Origin of the sequence: Mycobacterium ulcerans subsp. shinshuense, assembly GCF_002355775.1 — a bacterium.
In the GTDB taxonomy this organism is placed as follows: Bacteria; Actinomycetota; Actinomycetes; order Mycobacteriales; family Mycobacteriaceae; genus Mycobacterium; species Mycobacterium marinum.
This window is the reverse complement of the sequence record NZ_AP017624.1, coordinates 1915967-1937497: the sequence shown is the minus strand read 5'-3', so window position 1 is coordinate 1937497 and position 21531 is coordinate 1915967. Positions and strand designations below refer to the sequence as shown.

6 protein-coding genes and 1 pseudogene are annotated in these 21531 nt (G+C 66.8%); 3 read left to right on the top strand and 4 right to left on the bottom strand.

Annotated elements, in window-relative coordinates; all coding sequences use genetic code 11:
• Nucleotides 1-16: 16 nt before the first annotated feature.
• Nucleotides 17-1261: a phthiocerol/phthiodiolone dimycocerosyl transferase gene (locus tag SHTP_RS08850; protein ID WP_096370360.1), complete on the top strand. Its 1245-nt coding sequence runs from the start codon at nt 17-19 to the stop codon at nt 1259-1261.
• Nucleotides 1262-1466: 205 nt separating this feature from the next.
• Here the strand turns inward: SHTP_RS08850 and pks2 are convergent, their stop codons facing one another.
• Nucleotides 1467-7766: a sulfolipid-1 biosynthesis phthioceranic/hydroxyphthioceranic acid synthase gene (gene pks2, locus SHTP_RS08845; RefSeq protein ID WP_096370359.1), complete on the bottom strand. Its 6300-nt coding sequence runs from the start codon at nt 7764-7766 to the stop codon at nt 1467-1469.
• 559 nt (nt 7767-8325) lie between these two features.
• Nucleotides 8326-9136, bottom strand: a pseudogene (locus SHTP_RS08835) (phthiotriol/phenolphthiotriol dimycocerosates methyltransferase).
• A gap of 436 nt (nt 9137-9572) precedes the next feature.
• Here SHTP_RS08835 and fadD28 point away from each other — a divergent pair.
• Nucleotides 9573-11315 (top strand): fatty-acid--AMP ligase FAAL28/FadD28, encoded by a 1743-nt coding sequence (fadD28, locus tag SHTP_RS08830; protein WP_096370358.1) that lies wholly within the window; start codon nt 9573-9575, stop codon nt 11313-11315.
• Between the two features lies 1 nt (nt 11316).
• Nucleotides 11317-14067, top strand: a complete 2751-nt coding sequence (locus SHTP_RS08825) for an MMPL family transporter (RefSeq protein WP_096370357.1) — start codon at nt 11317-11319, stop codon at nt 14065-14067.
• Nucleotides 14068-14106: 39 nt separating this feature from the next.
• Here SHTP_RS08825 and SHTP_RS08820 read toward each other — a convergent pair whose 3' ends face one another.
• Nucleotides 14107-14796, bottom strand: coding sequence for an LppX_LprAFG lipoprotein (locus SHTP_RS08820; protein ID WP_096370356.1), 690 nt, complete (start codon nt 14794-14796; stop codon nt 14107-14109).
• A gap of 414 nt (nt 14797-15210) precedes the next feature.
• Complete coding sequence (locus SHTP_RS08815; protein WP_096370355.1) at nt 15211-21525, bottom strand: type I polyketide synthase; 6315 nt, start codon at nt 21523-21525, stop codon at nt 15211-15213.
• Nucleotides 21526-21531: the final 6 nt, after the last annotated feature.

Genomic DNA, 21531 nt, shown 5'->3' with positions numbered 1-21531 from the left:
AACGGAGAGTCTTAACGTGTTCCCCGGGGCCGTAATCCGGAAGCTGGCGTTCAGCGAGGAAATATACGCCCGATACCAGGCTTTTACCTCGTTCACAGCGCATGTGCGAGGTACGGTCGATATCGATGCGATGTCGGAGGCCTTCGACGCTCTCTTGCAGGCCCATCCGGTGTTCGCGGCCCATCTGGAGGAAGGTCCCGACGGGAACCACCACATCGTCGCCAATGACCTGCTGCACTCGGGGCTGGTGGTCATCGACGGCAGGCGGGCCGAAAACCCGCATGTGCAGCTCGATCAGCGCGACTCGCTGTTCAGGCTGCAGTTGACGCTCGGCGAGTCGGAGAACCTGGTCACCGCGTATGTCCATCACAGCCTGGCCGACGCTCACCACCTCGGCAGCCTGCTTGACGAGCTGTTGTCCCGCTACACCGACGTGGTCACTACCGGCGACCCCGGTCCGATAACGCCCGAGCCGGCGCCCCAACCAGCTGAAGACCTGCTGAAGCGCCGCGGTATCAAGCAATCAGCGCTGACCGGGTTCGAGCGTTTCTTGCCGCTCTTGTTCGCCTATGACCTTCCGCCCATCGCCGAGGAGATGCGCAAGTTCGAAGCGCCCGAGCCGGTTCCGGTCACCAGGTGCCGACTCACCAGCCAGGAGACCGCTGACCTGGTCTCGTTCAGCCGAGACAATGGGCTCAGCTTCAACGCGGTGCTGGCGGCCGCTATCCTGCTCGCCGAGTGGCGGTTGCGCGAGACGCCGCACGTCCCAATTCCCTACTGCTACGCCGTAGATCTGCGCTTCCTTTTGAGCCCTCCGGTAGGGGCGACCGAGAGCACCAACCCGGTGGGATTGGCAACCTATCTCGCCGAGATTGGTCCCGACACCGACATCACCGAGTTGGCAGCCGACATCGTCGCAACTTTCCGGGCTGACTTGTCCGACGGCATGATTCACCAATCGGCGCTTCGTTCCGGCCGGATCCTGGAGGGAACTCCCCCCGGACTGCCACCATTTGTCTTGTGCACGAACGTCAGTACGCTGCCGCCGATCCGCACACCGGAAGACGTGGAGCTGGTGGACTTCCACAGCAGGATCCACTGCGCGATGGATGTCCCCTTCGGCTTCTACGCCTGCTCGATTGCCACCGACCGGCTCTCGATCGAGCTGCACGGCAGCATCCCGGCGCCTCAGCTCTTGTTGGACGCCATCCGCGACATCCTGTGCTCTGTTCCCTCAGAGTACGGGTTGTTCATGGAATGACCTGCGCCTGCGCGCTTTTGTAGATCCGACCTGTAGATCCGACCTTTTGTCGGATCGGACCCTTTTGTTGGATCGCACGTTGTGCAGATCGGCTCTCGTTCGCCTTCGCCACCATCAAGCCTAGTTCGCTGCCATAAGGCACCGTTGCACTGCACAGCGCCCCTCGCGGTCTCACGAAGAACGCTACAGTGCAACGGATCCGCCGTTATGACGCCGCGGGTTGGGCTTCTTCCTCGGCCAACGTGTCGGCCAGATGCTGCGACAAGGCACGCGCAGTGTTATGGCTGGCGATGACCTTGGGCGACAGCCGCACCCCGGTCCCGGTTTCGATATGGGTCCGCATCTCGAGCATGCCCAGCGAGTCCAGGCCGTACTCGACGAACGGCCGGTCCGCGTCCACCGTGCGACGCAGGATCACACTGGCCTGCTCGGCTATCAGGCGCCGCAGCCGACCGGCCCACTCCTCTTGCGGCAGCAACTTCAGCTCCGCGAGGAATTTACTTGGGCCCCTCGTGTTTTGACCGCTGGACTGGAACATCTCAGCCCACGGGCTGCGCCTGACGAGGTCTGCCAGCCATGGCGCACCGATGATCGGGATGTAGCCGGTGTAGGTGCGGGCATGGCGCAGCATCTGCTCGAATGCGTACATACCCTCGTCGGGGGCGATCATGATCTCGCCACCTTCGGCCAAGAATGTGGCGCGGCCGACCTCGCCCCACGCACCCCAGCCGATGGCGCAGACCGGTAGGCCCTGGGCACGGCGCCAGTGAGCGAACGCGTCGACCCAGCTGTTGGCCGCCGCGTAGGCACCCTGACCGGGCGAACCCATCAGGGCCGCACCCGAGGAGAACAGGCAGAACCAGTCGAGCGGCTGTCCGGTCGATGCGCGATGCAGGTTCCAGGATCCGTAAACCTTGGGCGACCAGTCCCGACCGATCAGTTCGTCGGTGATGTTGCTCAACGTGGCGTCCTCGACCACCGCGGCCGCGTGCAGCACACCCCGCAGCGGAAGCCCGGTGGCGGTCGCCGCACTGACCAGACGGTCAGCGGTCTCGGGCTCGGCAATATTGCCGCACTCCACCACGATGTCAGCCCCATTGGCCCGCAGCCGCTCGATGGCCTGCCGCGATTTGGGGTTGGGCTGTGAGCGGGCAGTCAGCACGATCCGGCCGCATCCCGCCGCGGCCATCTTCGAGGCGAAGAAGAGCCCCAGGCCACCCAGGCCGCCGGTGATGATGTAAGACCCGTCGCCGCGGAACACCTCAACCTGCTCCGGAGGTACCACTACCCCTCTGCGTCCACTTCGCGGCATGTCGAGCAGCAGTTTGCCGGTGTGTGCGGCGTTGCTCATTGTCCGGATAGCCTCGGCGGCTTCGGCCAATGGGTAGTGAGTGCACTCCGGCGCACTCAGCACACCTTCGGCGGTGAGGTTGTACACCGTGGAAAGCAACTCGCGGACCCGTTCGGGCTGGATGACCGACATCAGCCCGAGGTCCACGTAGTAGAACGTCAGGCCGCGCCGGAACGGGTACAGCCCCATTCGGGTGTTGCCGTACACGTCGGCCTTGCCGATCTCGACGAACCGTCCACCGAAGGCCAACAGTTCCAGGCCCGCGCGTTGGGCGGCACCCGTCAGCGAGTTCAGCACGATATCGACGCCGTACCCGTTTGTGTCGCGCCGGATCTGATCCGCGAACTCGATGCTGCGCGAGTCGTAAACGTGCTCGATGCCCATGTCATTCAACAGTTGCCGACGTTCTGCGTTGCCGGCCGTTGCGAATATCTGTGCTCCTGCGGCGCGCGCGATCGCGATGGCCGCCTGCCCCACACCACCGGTTGCGGAGTGGATCAGCACCCGGTCACCGGCCTTGATTCCGGCCAGGTCGTTGAGGCCGTACCACGCGGTGGCGTGGGCGGTGGAGGACGCGGCCGCATGCTCGTCGGACAGGCCCGCCGGCAGTGTGACAGCGAGGTTGGCGTCGCAGGTGAGGTAGCTCCGCCAGCATCCGTCCTTGGAGAAGCCGCCAACCCGGTCACCGACCTGATGATCCGTGACGCCCTCCCCGACCGCCGTCACCACGCCGACGAAGTCGGTGCCCGTCTCCGGCAGCCGTCCCTCCAAGCTGGGGTACCGGCCGAAGGCGATCAGGACATCAGCGAAGTTGATGCTGGACATGGTCACCGCGACCTCGATCTGACCGGGCCCCGGCGGAACGCGGTCACAGGCGGCGAGTTCCAGCGTCTGCAGGTCACCCGGCGTGCGGATCTGCAGACGCATGTTGTCACGCTCGTGGTCGACGATGGTGGTTTGCCGCTCGTCAGCGCTCAGCGGGCCGGGGAACAGGCGCGCCACGTACCACTCGCCACCGCGCCAGGCGGTCTCGTCTTCCTCGGATCCTCCCAACAGTTGCTGGGCGAGCTGTTCGGCCTGCGTGCTTTCGTCAACGTCGACCTGGGTTGTCTGCAACAGCGGATGCTCACTGCCAATCACCCGCAACAGGCCACGCAGTCCGGCCTGCTCCAGGTTGATCTCGTCTTCTGGCCGAACTCGCTGAGCTTGCCTGGTCACCACGAACAGACGCGGAAGCTCACCTTCTAGCTCGGCCAGCTCCCGGGTGATCCGAACCAGGTGGCGCACCTGCTCACGACCCTGCAGCAGGCTCTGCTCATCCGCGTCGCCGCTACGTGGCCCACAGACGATCACTACACCCTTGTTGGTACGGGCCCGAAGCTGGGCGCCCAGCTTTTCGATGCCGCCGGCCAGATCGTCCTGTGCCGACCAGACCATGCTGGCGCACTCCGCGCCCTGGGATTTCAGCGCATCAGCCAACATCGTTGCCATCAAGTCCTCACCATCGGAGGCGCTGATGAGCAACCACGAACCGGTCTCCTCGTCGAGGACCTCGGGCAGCTGTCGTTGTTGCCACTCGAGGGTGAGCAGACGCTCGCTGAGCACGCGGTCGCGTTCACCGCTTTCGGAGGTCCCGGTGCCCAGGCGTAGGCCACGCACGGCCAATAGCACGCAACCCTGCTCATCGAGCAGCTCCAGGTCGGCCTCGCCTCCATTGGCGTCGGCCTTGGTCACCCGCGTGTAGCAGTACTGGGCATTGCGGGTCGGCCCGTAGGCACGCAGGCTGCGCACCCCCAATGGCAACAGCAAGCCGCCACCGCGGGTGCTCTTGACGCCCGCGGCGACGGACTGGAAGCAGGCATCCAGCAGCGCCGGGTGCACGCCGTAGGCCCCCTGCTGGAACCGAATCGACGCGGGCAGCGCCACCTCGGCCAGCACCGTGCCGCCTTCTGTCTCCGCGGTGCGCGCGATGGCCAGACCGCTGAATGCGGGACCGTGCTGAATGCCACGTTCGACGAACGCTTCGCGCAACTCGGCTCCGTTGACCGAGACGGGATGGGCCGCCAACAGTGCTGCGATGTCGTAGGCCGGCGGCACGGATTCGTCGTCGCTGGCGCGCAACGCCGCGATGGCGTGGCGGGTGGTCTCACCGTCAACGTGGGTCTGCACCACGAAGTTGGCGGCACCCGGCGAATCCAGCGATGCGACGGCGTCGATCGGGGTCTCCTCGTCGAGCAACAGCATCTGCTCAAAGGCCAGGTCGCGGACCTCGAATGCTTCGCCGAATACCTCGCCAGCGGCCGCCAACGCCATCTCGCAGTAAGCCGCGCCGGGAAGGGCGGCCACGTTGCGCACCTGGTGATCGCTGAGCCACGACAAGGTGTCGGTGCCGACATCGGTCTGCCACACATGGCGCTCCGGCTGCTCGCTGAGCCGCACGTGTGCGCCGAGCAGCGGATGCACGGTGACCGAGCAGGCACTTTGCGCCTTGCTGTCTTGTCCTTCACCGTCGACGAAGAAGCGACGGTGCGTCCACGCCGGCAGCGGCGCATTCACCAGCCGTCCGGCTGGATAGAGCACCGAGAAGTCCACGGCGGCGCCAGCGCTGTGCACATCGGTCAGCAGGCCGCGCAACCCGTGCGGCAGCGGCTGCTCCCGCCGCATACCGGCCAGGGCGGCCGCCGACATGTCGAGACTGCGGGCGTTCTGGTCGACGGCGTGGGTCAGCAGGGGGTGCGGCGAGAGCTCGGCGAAAACTCGGAAGCCGTCCTCCAGCGCGGCCTGCACCGCCGCAGCAAACTGCACGGTGTTGCGCAGGTTGTCCACCCAGTAGGCGGCGTCGCAGGTGGGCCGCTCACGCGGATCGAACAGAGTGGCCGAGTAGTACGGAACCTTGGGATCCGACGGAACGATATCCGCCAGCGCCGTGGCCAGATCTTCGAGGATTGGGTGAACTTGAGGCGAGTGCGACGCCACGTCCACTGCAACCTCGCGCGCCATCACCTCCCGCTGCTCCCACCGCGCGACGAGATCACGCACCGTGTCGGTGGCACCGCCGACTACCGTGGACTGCGGCGAGGCCACCACCGCGACGGCGACGTCATCGATGCCGCGGGCCATGAGCTCCGAATTCACTTGCTTGGCAGGCAGTTCCACCGATGCCATCGCGCCGGCGCCGGAGATCCGCAGCATCAGCTTGGACCGGCGACTGATGACGCGTGCGCCGTCTTCCAGCGACAGCGAGCCGGCGACGACGGCCGCGGCCGCCTCACCCAGCGAGTGCCCGATGACGGCACCCGGGCGCACCCCGTAGGTCTTCTCCATGGTGGCGGCCAGCGCAACCTGCATGGCGAACAGAGTCGGCTGCACCTTGTCGATCCCGGTCACCTTCTCCGGCGCCGTCATCGCCTCGGTCACCGAAAAACCCGACTCGTGGGCGATGATCGGCTCTACCGCGGCAACGGTCGCAGCAAACACTGGTTCGTTGGCCAACAGGTCGGCTCCCATGGCGGCCCACTGCGACCCCTGCCCCGAGAACACCCATACGGGTCCCCGGTCGCCGCGTCCGACCGCGGCCTCATACATGAGGTCGCCCTCGGCGACCTCCTGCAAACCCTCGACCAGTTCGGGCAGGCTGGCGGCGACTACCGCGGTGCGCACCGGCCGGTGCGCACGCCGGCGCGCCAGCGTGTAGGCCAGGTCAACAGCCTCGGTGGAGTCCGCGGAGTCCGCGCGACTACCCACCCACTCGGCGAGCTCGCGTGCGGTCTGGCGGAGCCCGTCGGCCGAGGTGGAGGACAAAGCGAACAGCAATGGGCTGGCCATGCCGGGCTCCGCGGACGCTTGATCCCTTGCCGGCGCTGGGGTGGGCGGTTCTTCGAGGATGGCGTGCACGTTGGTCCCCGACATCCCGAACGAGGACACCGCGATCCGCCTCGGCCCCTGATCCTCCGGCCATGGCGTGATCTCGTGGGGCACATAGAGCCCCGTCTCGATCTCCGCAAGCTCGTCGGGCAGTCGGGTGTGGTGCACCATCGGCGGCACCACCCCGTGTCCAAGCGACAGGGTCGCCTTGATCAGTCCCACCGTTCCCGCGGCGGACTCGCTGTGCCCAATGTTGGTCTTGACCGATCCCAGCATGCAGCGGCTGCCGCCGGAGCCGTACACCTGCGCCAGGCTCCGGTACTCGATCGGGTCACCGACCGGGGTGCCGGTGCCGTGCACCTCCACCGCTCCGACGCTGGCTGCGTCCACTCCCGCCGCCGCCAGGGCTTCGCGGTAGACGGCGACCTGCGCGGTCTCCGAGGGCATGAGCAACGTCTCGGAGCGACCGTCCTGATTGGCAGCCGTACCGCGTACCACCGCGAGGATCCGGTCTCCGTCGGCCAGCGCATCCGACAGTCGCTTGAGCACGACCACCGCGCAACCCTCGGAACGCACAAAGCCGTCCGCGTCAACGTCGAATGCGTGGCAGCGACCGGTCGGAGAGAGCATGCCCTGCGAGGACAACGAAACACTGCCGTTGGGCTCCAGCAGCAACGCACAGCCGCCGGCCAACGCGAGGTCGCTCTCCCCCTCGTGCAGGCTGCGGCAGGCCAGATGCACCGTGAGCAGACCGGAAGAGCATGCGGTGTCCACCGTCATCGCCGGACCGTGCAGGCCCAGCGTGTGGGCAATGCGCCCGGACGCCACACTGTTGATAAGGCCCGTCGACGCGTAGGGGCCCGCCAGGTCGCCCGCGAGGACGCTGCGCACCAGGTAGTCCTCGTGGGACAGCCCAACGAACACCCCCGTCGAGGAGCCCGACAACGACGCCGGATCGAGACCGGCGTGCTCGATCGCCTCCCACGCGGTCTCCAGCAACTGCCGGTGCTGCGGGTCGATCGAGGTCGCTTCCCGTTCGCTGACGCCAAAGAACTCGGCGTCGAAACCGGCGACGTCGTCGATGAACCCACCCCATCGCGATACCGTTCGACCCGGGACGCCCGGCTCGGGGTCGTAGTAGTCGTCAACGTCCCACCGGTCAGGCGGAATCTCGGAGACCAAGTCGTCACCGCGCAGCAAGGACTCCCAGAGTTTCTCGGGCGAGTCGACGCCTCCGGGCAGCCGGCATCCCATCCCGATAATCGCAACGGGCGTGGCAGGTTTTTGCATAAATCTATATTCCTTGTCTCAGCTCGACCGATCTCACACCGTTCAACCGGTGTGACACCGACGACACCACCGAATCATTCACAAGGGCAACGAAATGGCTACAGCGCCGGTTCCGAAGCCGCCAATCCAGGCCAAGCCGGATCTCGACACCGCTGGCGGGTCTCGCAAGCAAGCCTAGACGACTCAGGGCATGCCGGGGGCACGGCTTGTCCGAATGCCCGGCCTGTGACGGGTCCGACCGATTGAGCGGCAAGTGGCCTTGGCCACCACGGCGTATATCGAGGGTCCGGACCCGAAGAACCCCGAGATCGGACGGTCCGACCGGCCTGCTGTGAGAAGAATGACCTTCAGCTGTGAGATGAATCGATCCGGCCGGCCGATCTCGCGTCACCCGGTGGCACACGTGGGCGAGGCCCCGAACCAGGACGCAGGGCCCCCCGAAGCCCCGAAGCCGCGCCCGGACCCACCAGGACAGCCCTCAATCCCGCCGTCAATCTTGTTCTGCTCCAACGCATTCGCATGACGTTGCTGCGGAGTAGGCAGGGGGCCGGCGGGGCGGCTACTCCTTGACGAAGCAGTACATCCGGTAGGAGATATCACCGCTTTGCATCAGGCGGTATCGGGGGTTCCCGTCGCACCGATGTAGTTGCGGCCGGCGGCGCGCAAAAAGATCGGCAGATGGCGCTTTACCCGTTCTCGCGACTTCGGCGTATTGATGTCGATGCCGCGAAGGACCTCCGCGTTGATCTCGTGGTGCGAAATTTGCTGTAGCCCGGTGGCGGCCAGGGCAGCCTCCCATTCGGCGATCTCAGTGCACGGGCGGATATCCGCGTATGCGAAGTACCCTCCTGGGCGCAGCACCCGCTTCACCTCTTCGAGGAAAACTGGAAACCGCGGGTAGCAATGTGAGGCTTCCACGTTGAGCACCACTCAAAGGATTCGTCCTCGAAAGGCAGGTCCTCGGCATCGCCTTGCACGAAATCCAAACCGGGCAGATGGTGCCGTTGTTGGCAGAACTTGATGCCGGCCGGGTTCAGGTCCAATGCCGTATACGAGGCGGGGCCCAGGGTGCGGGTGAGGTAGGAGGCTCCCCCGCCATGGCCGCAACTGACCTCCAGCACGCGCTTACCACTCAGATCGGCCTGGGTCGCCGTCCGGTGATACAGGTTGATGTGGCATCGGTCCGGCTCGTCGGTCGCCTCCAATGGCAGGTCCATCGGCGGATCTTCCTCGTAAGCCCAGTTGATGAACACAAGCTCATCGGCACCGAGCCCACGGGTCATAAGCGGATACCAGTATTTCCAAATTTTCTTGTAGACCCGGGTGTGTGCGACGCCGGCGACGACACGGTGGGTACGACTTAAGGCCACGGGGAAGCAGTATGGCAGAGCACCTGTCCAAGAACGGCAAGAATGGCAAGAACGACAACGGCGCGTCCAGGAAAATTCGGCGTACCCCGCCACCGCAGTGCGGTGGCGGCCGCGAATATGGACAACGCCATTTGCTGTGCCCCTCGATTAACCGGCCCCCACCGCCGGTAGTGACCCGACCCGCCCCCCCCCAAGAAATGGGGCCCATCGACGGCAATCATTTCCCCGCGCATCCGGGCGCACAAGAAATCAAGATCAACCGGGTGGCTCGACCTGCCCGGCGTTGCGTGAACGTCCACTAAGCCACCGTTAAGCCACCGTTTAAACCATCGTTGAACTCGCGAAATGCGGCTTTTAGGGCCCGGTGGGGTGCCCGCCGCCCGGATTCGTGGGCAGGGCGGGGCAACGTTGCATCCAGGCCGGTAACGTGATGCCCATGAGTGTGCGTTCCCTTCCCTCGGCGCTTCGTGCCTGCGCCCGCCTGCAGCCCAACGACCCAGCGTTCACCTTCATGAACTACGAACAGAACTGGGACGGTGCAGCGGAGACGCTGACGTGGTCGCAGCTGTATCGGCGGACTCTGAACGTGGCCCGAGAGCTGAGCAGTTGCGGGTCGGTCGGTGACCGTGCGGTGATCTTGGCTCCGCAGGGACTCGAGTACGTCGTCGCTTTCCTCGGCGCGCTACAGGCCGGACGGATCGCGGTTCCGCTTTCGGTTCCCCAGGGCGGCGCCAGCGATGAGCGCGCCACATCGGTGCTTCGTGACGCGTCCCCGGTCGCGATTCTCACCACATCGCCGGTGATCGACGATGTGACCCAGCATGTTTCGGCTCAGTCCGCCGGGCCGGCTCCCTCGATCATCGAACTCGACCGGCTGGACCTGGACGCTGCGGCTGGATCCGGCGCCGGGACGGAGAACTACCCGGCCACAGCGTATCTGCAATACACCTCCGGATCGACCCGGGAACCGGCCGGCGTCATGCTTTCCCATCAGAATCTGGTGACCAACTTCGAACAGCTGATGTCGGGTTACTTCGCCGACACCGATGGGATCGCGCCACCGGACTCGACGCTGGTGTCGTGGCTGCCCTTCTACCACGACATGGGTTTGGTTCTGGGTGTCTGCGCACCGATTCTGGGTGGGTATCAGGCAGTGCTCACCAGCCCGGTGTCGTTCCTGCAGCGTCCGGCGCGGTGGCTGCAGATGCTGGCAACCAGTTCGCACGCATTTTCGGCAGCACCGAACTTCACCTTCGAACTTGCAGCCAAGAAGGTATCGGATGACGACATGGCCGGGCTCGATCTCGGCAACGTGCTGACCATCCTCAGCGGCAGCGAGCGGGTACAGCCGGCAACCCTGAAACGCTTCGCCGACCGCTTTGCCCGCTTCAACCTGCAGGAAAACGTGCTCCGCCCCTCCTACGGCTTGGCGGAGGCAACGGTGTATGTGTCGACCAGCAGACCGGGTCAACCACCCGAACTCGTCGAGTTCGATGCGGAGAGTTTGTCCACCGGCCAGGCCAAGCAGTGCGAAAGCGGAGCCGGCACCCAGTTGGTCAGCTACGTCTTGCCGCGCTCACCGATCGTGCGGGTCGTCGACCCCGACACCTGCACCGAGTGCCCGGACGGGACCGTCGGCGAAATCTGGGTGTGCGGAGACAACGTCGCCATCGGCTACTGGAACAAGCCCGAAGAAAGCGAACGGACCTTCGGCGGCAAGCTGGCCTCTCCCTCTGAAGGCATCCCGGAGGGGCCGTGGCTGCGAACGGGAGACTCCGGTTTCATCACTGACGGCAAGATGTTCATCATCGGCCGAATCAAGGATCTGTTGATCGTCTACGGGCGCAACCACTCTCCCGACGACATCGAGGCGACGATCCACGAGATCACCCGGAGCCGCTGCGCGGCGATATCGGTTCCCGGAGACCGCAGCACCGAGAAGCTGGTGGCCATCATCGAATACCGACGCCGCGGCGACTCGGACCAAGAGGCGATGGACATGCTGGTCGCCGTCAAGCGTGAAGTCACCTCGGCCCTGTCGAATTCGCACGGCCTCAGCGTCGCGGATCTGGTTCTGGTAGCGCCGGGTTCGATCCCGACCACCACTAGCGGCAAGGTCAGGCGGGCTGCGTGCGTCGAGCAGTATCGACAGCAGCAGTTCGCCCGCCTGGACGTCTAGCGTGTCAACCGACGGTACCCATAGGTCGTCGCGGCTGGTCAACTTCCTCATCGTCGCCGCCTGGATTGCGGTGGCGGTGATCGCGAATCTGGCTGTGGTGCTAGCGCCGGGAAAGTCCAGCGATGCCGGCTCGGCGCTGTTGTCGCCGGATTCCACGGCGTCTGCCGCCAGCAGCCGGATTGGGCAGGCCTTCCCGGGCACCGGCACCAACGCGGTCGCCTACCTGGTGGTGGATGGGCCCGACACCCTTGGGCCCGCCGATCAGAGCTACTACGACGCGGCGGTTAACGCGCTGCGCGCGGACAGCCGCCACATCGGTTCCGTCCTCGACTGGTGGTCAGATCCTCTGACGGTCCCGCTGGGAACCGGCTCCGATGGCCACTCGGCGATGGCGATGGTCTGGCTGGTGGGCCAGGCCGGGTCGACCCAGGCGCGGGAATCGCTGCAAGCCGCGCAATCGGTGGTGCACAATCTGCCGGCAAGTGCGGGGCTGCGTGCCCGCGTCGTAGGTCCGACCACGTCGAGCAGCGTGCCCGCGCACATGACGGTGTGGCAGGGCGCGGTGATCGTGCCCGCCACTGCGGTGATTGCCGTCCTATTACTGCTGTGGGCGCGCCGCTCGCTCGTGGCCGCCGCAGTCGTGCTGCTGACCGCCGGCCTCTCGCTCGCGGTGGCGTGGCCGCTGGCCGCCGCGCTGCGCGCTATCCCCGGACAGAACATCTCGGTCTTCACCGTGTTCTCCGCGACCCTGGCCGCGGTCCTGACAATCGGCGCGATCGCCGCTTCCACCATGCTGGTCGCACGGCCCGGACATGCCCCGGGTGCCACCGCGGCCCAGCCGCTGGGCCGATCGGCATCCCGCGACAACCTGGCCGCGTTGGCCATGCCCGCAGCGGGCGTCGCGATACTCACCGCCCCGCTACTGCTGGCCCGAACGCCCGCGCTCCACGGCGTCGGCGTCGCCGCGCTGGGTGTCGTTGTGGCACTCGCGGCTTCGCTGACGCTGTTGCCTGCCCTGATCGGGCTCACCGGGCCGTCACGGCTGTCCTCGTCACGACCCGTCGGCGCCCGCCGCACACTGCCCGTGTCGATACCGCGCACCGCCGTAGTCGCCGTCCTGGTGCTCGCGGTGTGTGCGGTACCGGTCATCGGGATGCAATGGGGCATCGGTGACGGCCCGGTGAACCCGGCCGCAGGCGGCACCAAGCGGGCGTTACCTTGGCAACCGCCGCCTGACGTGGTGATACTGGAAGCCAAGCACGATCTGTCAGATCCAGCCGGGCTCATTGCCATCGACCAGGTCAGCCACCGGCTGATGGAGATTCCCGGCGTCCGCAGGGTGGAGTCGGCGGCATGGCCGGCCGGTGTGCCCTGGACCGACGCGTCGGTGACCGCCGCTGCCGGAAAACTCAGCGATGAGCTCGATCGCGGGGCCGGCTCCTTCATGCCGCAGGTGAGAGCGATCAAGACGTTGGGGTCGATCGTCGATCAGATGTCCGGCGCGGTCGACGAACTGGACCGCAGCGTCACCGCCGGTCTGGCCGGGGCGGCCCAAATCCAGCAGAACGTCGACCTGCTGATATCTGGCACCAAGAACATCAAAGGAGTGACCGTGGAGTTGTCCGGATATTTGGATCCGGTCCGCGGTTGGATGGGCGACGTCCCGAACTGTCCCGGCGACATGTTGTGTGTCGCCGCGGGCAAGGTGATCGATCCCGTCGACAGGGTGGTCGACGACGTGAAGTTGCTCACCGACGGGGCCGATCGCATCGCCGCGGTATCGCGCAAGACGGTGGGCGCGTTCTCCTCCGCGCCGCAGGTGGTCGCTCAGATGCGATCGGCACTGGCCCAGCTGCAGTCTTTTGTGCCCAACCTGGAAACGACCATCGAGAACACCCTCCCGCAGCTGGTGCAGGTGTCGGCGTTCTTGAAAAATCTCAGGCTCGATTTCGCCAACACCGGCCAGGGTGGCTTCTATCTATCCGGTAAGGCCCTCGCGGACCCGTCTTATCAGCAGGTCCGGCAGTCGATGTTTTCGGCGGACGGGACGGCCACCCGGCTACTCGTCTTCTCCGAGGGCAACCCCGGTCTGGACGCGTCGGCAAGGGCACAACAGCTCGAAGCCGCGGCCGGCAAGGCGATGAAGTACGGGAGCCTCGAGGACGCCGAGATCACCGTGAACGGGGCCGCCCAAGTGGCCACCGACGTCCGGGGCTCCCTCACCCACGATGCCGTGCTGCTGGCCGCCATGATGCTGGCGGCCGTGGTTCTGGTCAGCATGTGGCGCGGAGCGCTCACCGCCGTTGTGATGGCAGTCGGGTTGCTCGCGGCCTACCTCGCGGCGCTGGGCATTTCGACGGCCCTCTGGCAATACCTGGCCGGGCGTGAGATCCCCGCAGCGGTGCCGTTGGTGTCCTTCGCCATCCTGGCGGCGTGCGGGCTTCCCTATCTGCTGGATCGCACCGCCCCCCCGATCAGCACCGAAGCCCCGATCACCTCCGACGCACAACCCGCGGATACCGCGGCGCTGCGCAACGCCGGTGCGCCGCTGGCGGCCCTGACCGCGGTCTTCGGCCTGGGTTTGGTGCTGGTCTCAGCCGGGTCGTTGGGCGCGCTGAGTCAGATCGGCACCGTGGTGCTGTTCGGCGTCGCCGCGCTGACGGTGCTGGCACGGGTGTGCATTCCAGCCGCGATGCAAGATCGGGCTGACCGCACCACCGTCGCGACCGAGCCGGTCGCCCAGCCCGACTAGCAATCGACTGGGCACCGGTCAACGGCCGGCCCGCCGCAATCAGTCGACGTTGACCGGTTCATTCCATTTGGACAACGTGACCTCGACGGCCCCGGAACCGAGGTCCACGTTGGCCCGAACGAGGCGGTGCGAACCGTCCTGGGCGATCCACACGGTCGCCGGTCGCGGACTGCGCGCGCCAGGATCCAAGATCTTGACGCTGTCCGTTGGCAGCGTTCCGGTGATCTTGCTGGTCTGAATTCCGTTGATGACCTCGTTGCCCTGCGACTGCAGGTTGTTAACACCGGAGAGCAACTTCGTCACCCCATTGATGGGGTCCAGCACGCGTGAGGCCGACAGGTCGGACACGGAGCCCAGATTGCTCCAGTCGTCGAACAGTTTGACCGAGATGTTGTCGTCCTTGATGCGGAACGGGACACCCGCCTCGCCGTTGTAGGTGCAGTCACCCTTGGCGGCAAGCGGTTTGGCCTGGACATTCACGTCGGCGCTACTGATCCCGAGCATGCTGCCGACTTTCCCGGTCGTGCGGATCGCCAGATGCGCGCTGGTCAAGGCCTTTGTCGCGTCGAGCGACTGCTCGATCTCGGCCATCAACGCCGGGTCGGCCGGTACCGTGGTCGAACTTTGAGCCTCGGGTTGCGTTTTGTCAGAAGAACATCCGGACAGCCACAACACCAGTCCAAGCGCTACCAGAAGGGCGGAAATAACCGCCGGTTTCCTATCGTTCATTCCCTACCACCTCGCTGATATTCGCTGTATTGGTCCAAGCCGCTTGCACCGCGGGCAGCACCGAACCCAGCGCAGGGTTCGGTCATGAGCGGGCCGACAGCAATACCGCTCACCGCTCTGGTGTCCGGCACTGTGCCCTCTGGCGGCCCTACGGCGCAGCACGATTGGCCGCGCGTCGTCCATCAAATTGGCCAACAAAACATTCGGCGCGTCTCGGTGGACCCGAACATCATGCGCTTGCTGGCGTACCCGATCGTAGCGTGCGTCGACGTGGCCTCCCGGCCGCGGCCAGCATCGGCTCATCGACCACCCTGATGCACATACCGGCCATACCGGTGAGTTAGCCAGCGCTTCAGTTCTTTCCAGCGATCCGTCGCGTCCCGCCAACTCACCGGCAACCGGCGCTCGTCCCTGCTACGCAGTTACCGAAACCATCTCGCCGTCGGATTCGGGCAGCTTTTCTTCTTCGGCTTGGGTCGCCTGGCTGTCCGGAATCTGCCGGCCGACATATTCGGCGATCGCAGTCGGTGTCGGATGGTCGAAGATCACCGTGGGTGGCAACGTCAGGCCCGTGGCGCTCTTGAACCGGTTGCGCAGTTCTACCGCGGTCAGCGAGTCGAAGCCAAGGTCCTGGAATCCTGCCTCCGGATCGATGTCCTCGGGGGACGGCCGGCCCAGCACCGCGGCGGCCTGCAAACACACCAGGCCGACCAGGGCGTCTTGGCGTTCGCCTGCGCTCAGCCCATTGAGGCGCTCGGCCAGCGCCGACTTCGACTGGGCGGCATCACCGGTGTCCTCGATCTGGCGCCGCCGCGGCCGGCGCACCACCCCGGCGAACAACGGCGGCAAGCCGCCGGCCTGAGCCCGGGCCTCCAGGGCGGGCCGATCCAAGAGCGTAGCCACCATGAGGGGATGGTTGATCGCCAGCACCGCATCGAGCAGCCCTACCGCCTGCTCCGGGTTCATCGGAGCCAGCCCACTGCGGCTCATCCGGGCCAAGTCGCGGCTGCCCAGATGGGCAGCCATGCCGCCGGACTGCTCCCACAGCCCCCACGCCACCGATATCCCCGCCAACCCCGCGGCTTGCCGATGCGCCGCCAACCCGTCCAGGAACGAGTTTGCTGCCGAGTAGTTGCCCTGCCCCGGCGAGCCGACGGTCGCCGCGATCGAGGAACACAGCACGAACATCGACAAATCCAGATCCAATGTGGCCTCGTGCAGATTCCAGGCCGCATCCACCTTGGCCCGCAATACGGTATCGATCCGCTCCGGTGTCAGTGAGCTGATCACCGCGTCGTCGAGCACACCGGCGGCGTGAATCACGCCACGCACCGGCGGGTACTCCCCCGACAACCGGGCCAACATCGCCTCCACCGCGTCGCGGTCCGCCACATCACAGGCCACCACCTGCACATTGGCGCCGGCCTCGGACAACTCGGCGGCCAGTTCGGCAGCCCCCTCGGCCCGATCGCCTCGCCTACTGGCCAACACCAGATGACGCACGCCGTAGGCGTCGAGCATGTGGCGGGCCAGCACCGCACCAACCGCCCCGGTGGCACCGGTGATCAGCACCGTTGCATCGGCGAGCCCGTCGGCCAGCGCCGACGGCATGGTCAGCACCACCTTGCCGATGTGGCGGGCCTGGCTCATGAACCGGAAGGCCGCCGGCGCGCAGCGCACGTCCCAGGTGGTGACCGGCAACCGATGCAGCACTGCGGTGTCGAACAGCTCCCGCACCTCGGCCAGCATCTCCTGCATGCGCACCGGGCCGGCCTCGGACAGGTCGAAAGCCCGGTACCACACGCCGGGGTAGTTGGCGGCGATCTTGTCGGCGTCGCGGATATCGGTCTTGCCCATCTCGAGGAAACGCCCGCCGCGTACCAGCAGTCGCAGCGAAGCATCCACGAAATCACCGGCCAGCGAGTCGAGCACCACATCGACCCCACGGCCGTCGGTGACCGCGAGGAACTTCTCCTCGAAGTCCAGCGTGCGGGAGTCGCCGATGTGGTCGTCGTCAAATCCCATGGCGCGCAGCGTGTCCCACTTGCCGCGGCTGGCGGTGACGAAGATCTCGACGCCCCAGTGGCGAGCCAGCTGCACCGCCGCCATGCCCACGCCACCGGTTCCGGCATGGATCAACACCGATTCGCCGGGCTGTATCTTGGCCAGGTCCTGCAACCCGAACAGGGCCGTCAGGAACACCACCGGCACGGCGGCAGCCTGGGCGAACGACCACCCTTGTGGCATCCGGGTGATCAGCTGCTGGTCCACGACCGACAGCGGACCGGCACCACCAAGGAAACCCATCACCGAGTCACCGACGGCAACCCCGGATACCTGCGGACCGACCTCGAGGACCACCCCCGCGCCTTCTGCCCCCAGCGGCGGGGCCTCACCGGGATACATCCCCAATGCCGCCACCACGTCGCGGAAATTGACACCGACCGCACGCACCGCCACCCGGACCTGTCCGGCCGCCAAGGGCGCCTGGACCTCCGGACAAGGCTCGATCACCAGGTCCTCCAACGTTCCGCCGCCACCGGCGGCCAACCGCCACGCCGACTCATCCGCCGGCACCGCCAGCAGCGGCGCGGCCGGGGCCAGCCGAGCGGCGTGTGCCGCGCCGGAGCGCACCACGAGTTGGGGTTCCCCAACTGCGACCAGCTCCGCCGCCTCCACCGCGGCGTCCGCGTCGACCAGCACGATCCGGCCGGGATTCTCGGCCTGCGCCGACCGCACGATTCCCCATACCGCAGCGCCGGCCAGGTCGCTGACGTTCTCGCCGGGCATCGCCACGGCGCCGTGGGTCAACACCACCAAGGTGCCCGCGCGGTCCCCGTCGAACCAGGACTGCAACACCTCCAGGGCGGCGTGGGTGGCCGCATACACCGACCCCACCACATCCTCGCCTGCGGGGTTGGGCTCCCACACCACCACACCGGCATCGCCGGCCGCGCTACCGTCACCGCCGGCGCAGAAGTCCGCCCACGACACCACGGCGGGCTGAGCAGACCCGTTGGTGCCGCTCCCGCTCAGCGGTATCGGCGACCAGATCACGTCCAGTGGTCCCTGGTCGGGTGCGCCACCGCCGGCCTCCGCAACCGCGGCGCGCAGCTGGGCCGCCGACATCGCCCGGGTGACCAGCGCGCCCACCGTCAACACCGGCAGCCCCGCGGCATCGGCGATCTCCACCGAGATCGAATCCGGCCCGGACATGGTCAGGCGCGCCCGCACCCGGCCGGCACCGCCGGCGTGCAGCGACACGCCCCGCCAGCAGAACGGCAGCTTTGTCTCATCGGAATCCGGGTTCTGCTCGGCGGTCAGCCCCAGCGCGTGCAGCACCGCGTCCAGTACCACCGGGTGCATTCCCATCTTGTCGACGGCCACTCCGGAGGGAGCGACCACCTCGGCGAACAGCTCGGAATCGCGCCGCCAGACCCCCACCAGCCCCTGAAATCCCGGGCCGTAGGCATAACCGCGGTCGGCCAGCTGCGCATAGCCATCGGAGATGTCGACGCTCTCGGCGCCCTCCGGCGGCCAGACTGACAGATCCGCACCGGAGCTTGCCGCCTCGACCCCCAACATGCCCTCGGCATTGAGCAGCCAGTCCTCGCTCTGATCGCCGCGCGAATACACCGACAGCGCCCGGTTCCCGGAGTCATCGGCGGCTCCCACGATCACCTGCACCTGCACGCCCATTCCGGGGTGCAGCACCAGCGGCGCGGCCAGCACCAACTCCTCGACGACGGCACAGCCGACCTCGTCACCGGCGCGGATGGCCAATTCCACAAAGCCCGCCCCGGGGAACAGCACGACTCCGCCGATCACGTGATCGGCCAGCCAAGGCTGATCGGCCAGCGCCAGCCGGCCGGTCAACACCACGCCACCGGAATCGGGACGCTCGACCACCGCACCCAACAGGGAATGCTCGGCACCGCCGAGACCCAGTCCGGTCGCGTCGGCGGGCCCATCGGCGCCCGGTACCTCCCAGAACCGCCGGCGCTGGAAGGCGTACGTCGGCAGGTCCACCCGGGTGGCACCCGAGCCGGCAAATACCGCCGGCCAATCCACCGACATCCCGGTGCTGAACAGCTGGCCGAACGCGGTGAGCACCGAGGCCACCTCGGGACGGTCCTTGCCCAGCATCGACACCACGACCGCCTCGGCGGGCGCCAGCGACTGCTCGATGGAGCCGGTCAATCCGCTACCGGGTCCGACCTCCACGAAATGGGTCACCCCGAGTGTATGCAGCTGCCGCGCGCTGTCGGCGAAGCGGACCGCCCGCCGAACGTGCTCGACCCAATACTGCGCAGATCCGAAACCGCCATCGGCACTGGCCAATTCGCCCGTCACATTCGACACCAGCGCGATCTGTGGTTCCCGCGCCTCAACCTGGGCGGCGATCCGCGCGAACTCCTCGAGCATCGGCTCCATCAGGGGCGAATGGAACGCATGCGAGACCGCCAGCCGATGCACCCGCCGACCCTGCTGGGCGAACTGGTCGGAGATGGCGGTCACCGCGGCCTCGGCCCCGGAGATCACCACCGATTTGGGGGCGTTGATCGCGGCGATGCCCACACCGTCGGTCAGTGACGGCAACACCTCGTCTTCGGCGGCGGCCACCGCCACCATGGCTCCGCCGGCCGGCAGGGCCTGCATCAACCGGCCGCGCGCAACCACCAGCATGGCCGCATCGGCCAATGTCAGCACCCCGGCGACGTAGGCCGCGGACAGCTCTCCCACCGAGTGGCCCATCACGAAGTCGGGCTGCAGTCCCCAGCGTTGCAGCGCCGCGAACAACGCCACCTCCACCGCGAACAATGCCGGCTGAGCAAATTCGGTGCTATCCAGCAGCGCCGCATCGGATCCCCACATAACTTCACGCAGAGGGATTCTCAGATGGCGGTCCAGCTCGTCGGCCACCGCGTCAAATGCTTCAGCAAACACTGGAAGTTGGTCATGGAGTTCCCGGGCCATGCCGATGCGCTGCGAGCCCTGCCCGGGGAATACCACGGCGGTCTTGCCTACCGACCCCGCTTGCCCGGTCACCACGCCCGCGCCCGGCGCGCCGTCGGCCAGCGTCGCCAGCCCGGTCAGCAATTGCTGGCGATCGGCGCCGACCACCACGGCCCGATGCTCGAACGCCGATCGGCCCGCCAACGAGAACCCGATGTCGACCGGGTTGGACTGCGGGTCGGCTTGGACATGGGCCAACAGTCGGCCGGCCTGCGCCGTCAGCGCCTCGGCCGATCGCGCCGAAATCACCCATGGCACCACCGGCAAACTCGGCTCGCCCTTGTTGGATTCGCTGTCCGGCACCGCTTCCGGTGCCGGAGCCTCTTCCAGGATCACGTGCGCGTTGGTGCCGCTGATCCCGAAAGAGGACACACCGGCCCGGCGCGGGCGCCCGGCATCCGGCCAGTCCCGAGCCTCGGCCAGCACCGACACCGCGCCGCTTTCCCAATCCACTCGTTTGGAAGGCTCATCGACGTGCAGCGACGCCGGCATCAGGCCGTGCCGCATGGCCTGCACCATCTTGATCACCCCTGCCACACCCGCGGCGGCCTGAGTGTGACCCATGTTCGATTTGATCGAGCCCACCCACAGCGGCTGATCCGTCGGGCGTCCCTGCCCATAGGTGGCCAACAACGCCTCGGCTTCGATGGGATCACCCAATGTGGTTGCGGTCCCGTGGGCCTCGACCACGTCGACATCGGCGGAGGTCAGCCCACAATTTGCCAATGCCGCCTGGATCACGCGCTGCTGGGCGAGCCCATTGGGCGCGGTCAGGCCGTTGGACGCGCCGTCCTGATTGATCGCGCTGCCCCGCACCACCGCCAATACGTTGTGTCCGTTGCGTTGCGCATCGGATAGCCGCTCGAGCACCAGCACCCCGGCACCTTCGCCCCAGCCGGTCCCGTCGGCCGCCGCGGCAAATGCCTTGCATCGCCCATCTGCGGCCAACCCCCGCTGCCGACTGAACCCGACGAAGATCGACGGCAGCCCCATCACCGTCACACCGCCGGCCAATGCCATGTCGCATTCCCCGGAACGCAACGAGGCCATCGCCCAATGGGTCGCCACCAACGACGACGAGCACGCCGTATCCACCGACAGCGCCGGGCCTTCCAGCCCCAGCACGTAAGCGACCCGTCCCGAGGCCACACTCACCGGCGAGCCGGTCAGCCCGTACCCCTGCAACGCACCGACGTCCTTGCCGCCGTAGCTGGGCGCGAAAATTCCGGTGAAGACCCCCGTCGAGGACCCGCGCAACGACATCGGGTCGATCCCGGCATGCTCGAGCGCCTCCCAGGAGACCTCCAGCATGAGCCGCTGCTGGGGATCCATCGCCAGGACCTCACTTGGCGGGATGCCGAAGAACCCGGCATCGAAGTTGGTGGCGTTCTCGACAAACGCACCCCACCGCGTGTAGGTCTTGCCCTCGGCATCCGGATCCGGGTCAAACAACCCCTCGGTGTCCCACCCTCGGTCATTCGGGAACTCCGTTACGGCGTCGCGCCCCTGCGAAACCAGATCCCACAGCCCTTCCGGGCCATCCGCGCCGCCGGGAAACCGGCAGCCGATTCCTACCACCGCCACCGGCTCGGTTGCGCGTTGTTCGTATTCCCGCAGTCGCGCGCGTGCCTCGTCGAGCTCGACAGCGACCTTCTTCAGGTAGCGGAAGAGCTTGTCGTTCTGCTGGTCGGCGCTTTCACCGCTGGTGGTCATACTCAG

Excerpts from the sequence above, each read along its gene's own strand:
- SHTP_RS08815 (WP_096370355.1), bottom strand. The coding sequence starts at position 21,525 with ATGACCACCAGCGGTGAAAGCGCCGACCAGCAGAACGACAAGCTCTTC.
- pks2 (WP_096370359.1), bottom strand. The coding sequence starts at position 7,766 with ATGCAAAAACCTGCCACGCCCGTTGCGATTATCGGGATGGGATGCCGG.
- fadD28 (WP_096370358.1), top strand. The coding sequence starts at position 9,573 with ATGAGTGTGCGTTCCCTTCCCTCGGCGCTTCGTGCCTGCGCCCGCCTG.
- SHTP_RS08820 (WP_096370356.1), bottom strand. The coding sequence starts at position 14,796 with ATGAACGATAGGAAACCGGCGGTTATTTCCGCCCTTCTGGTAGCGCTT.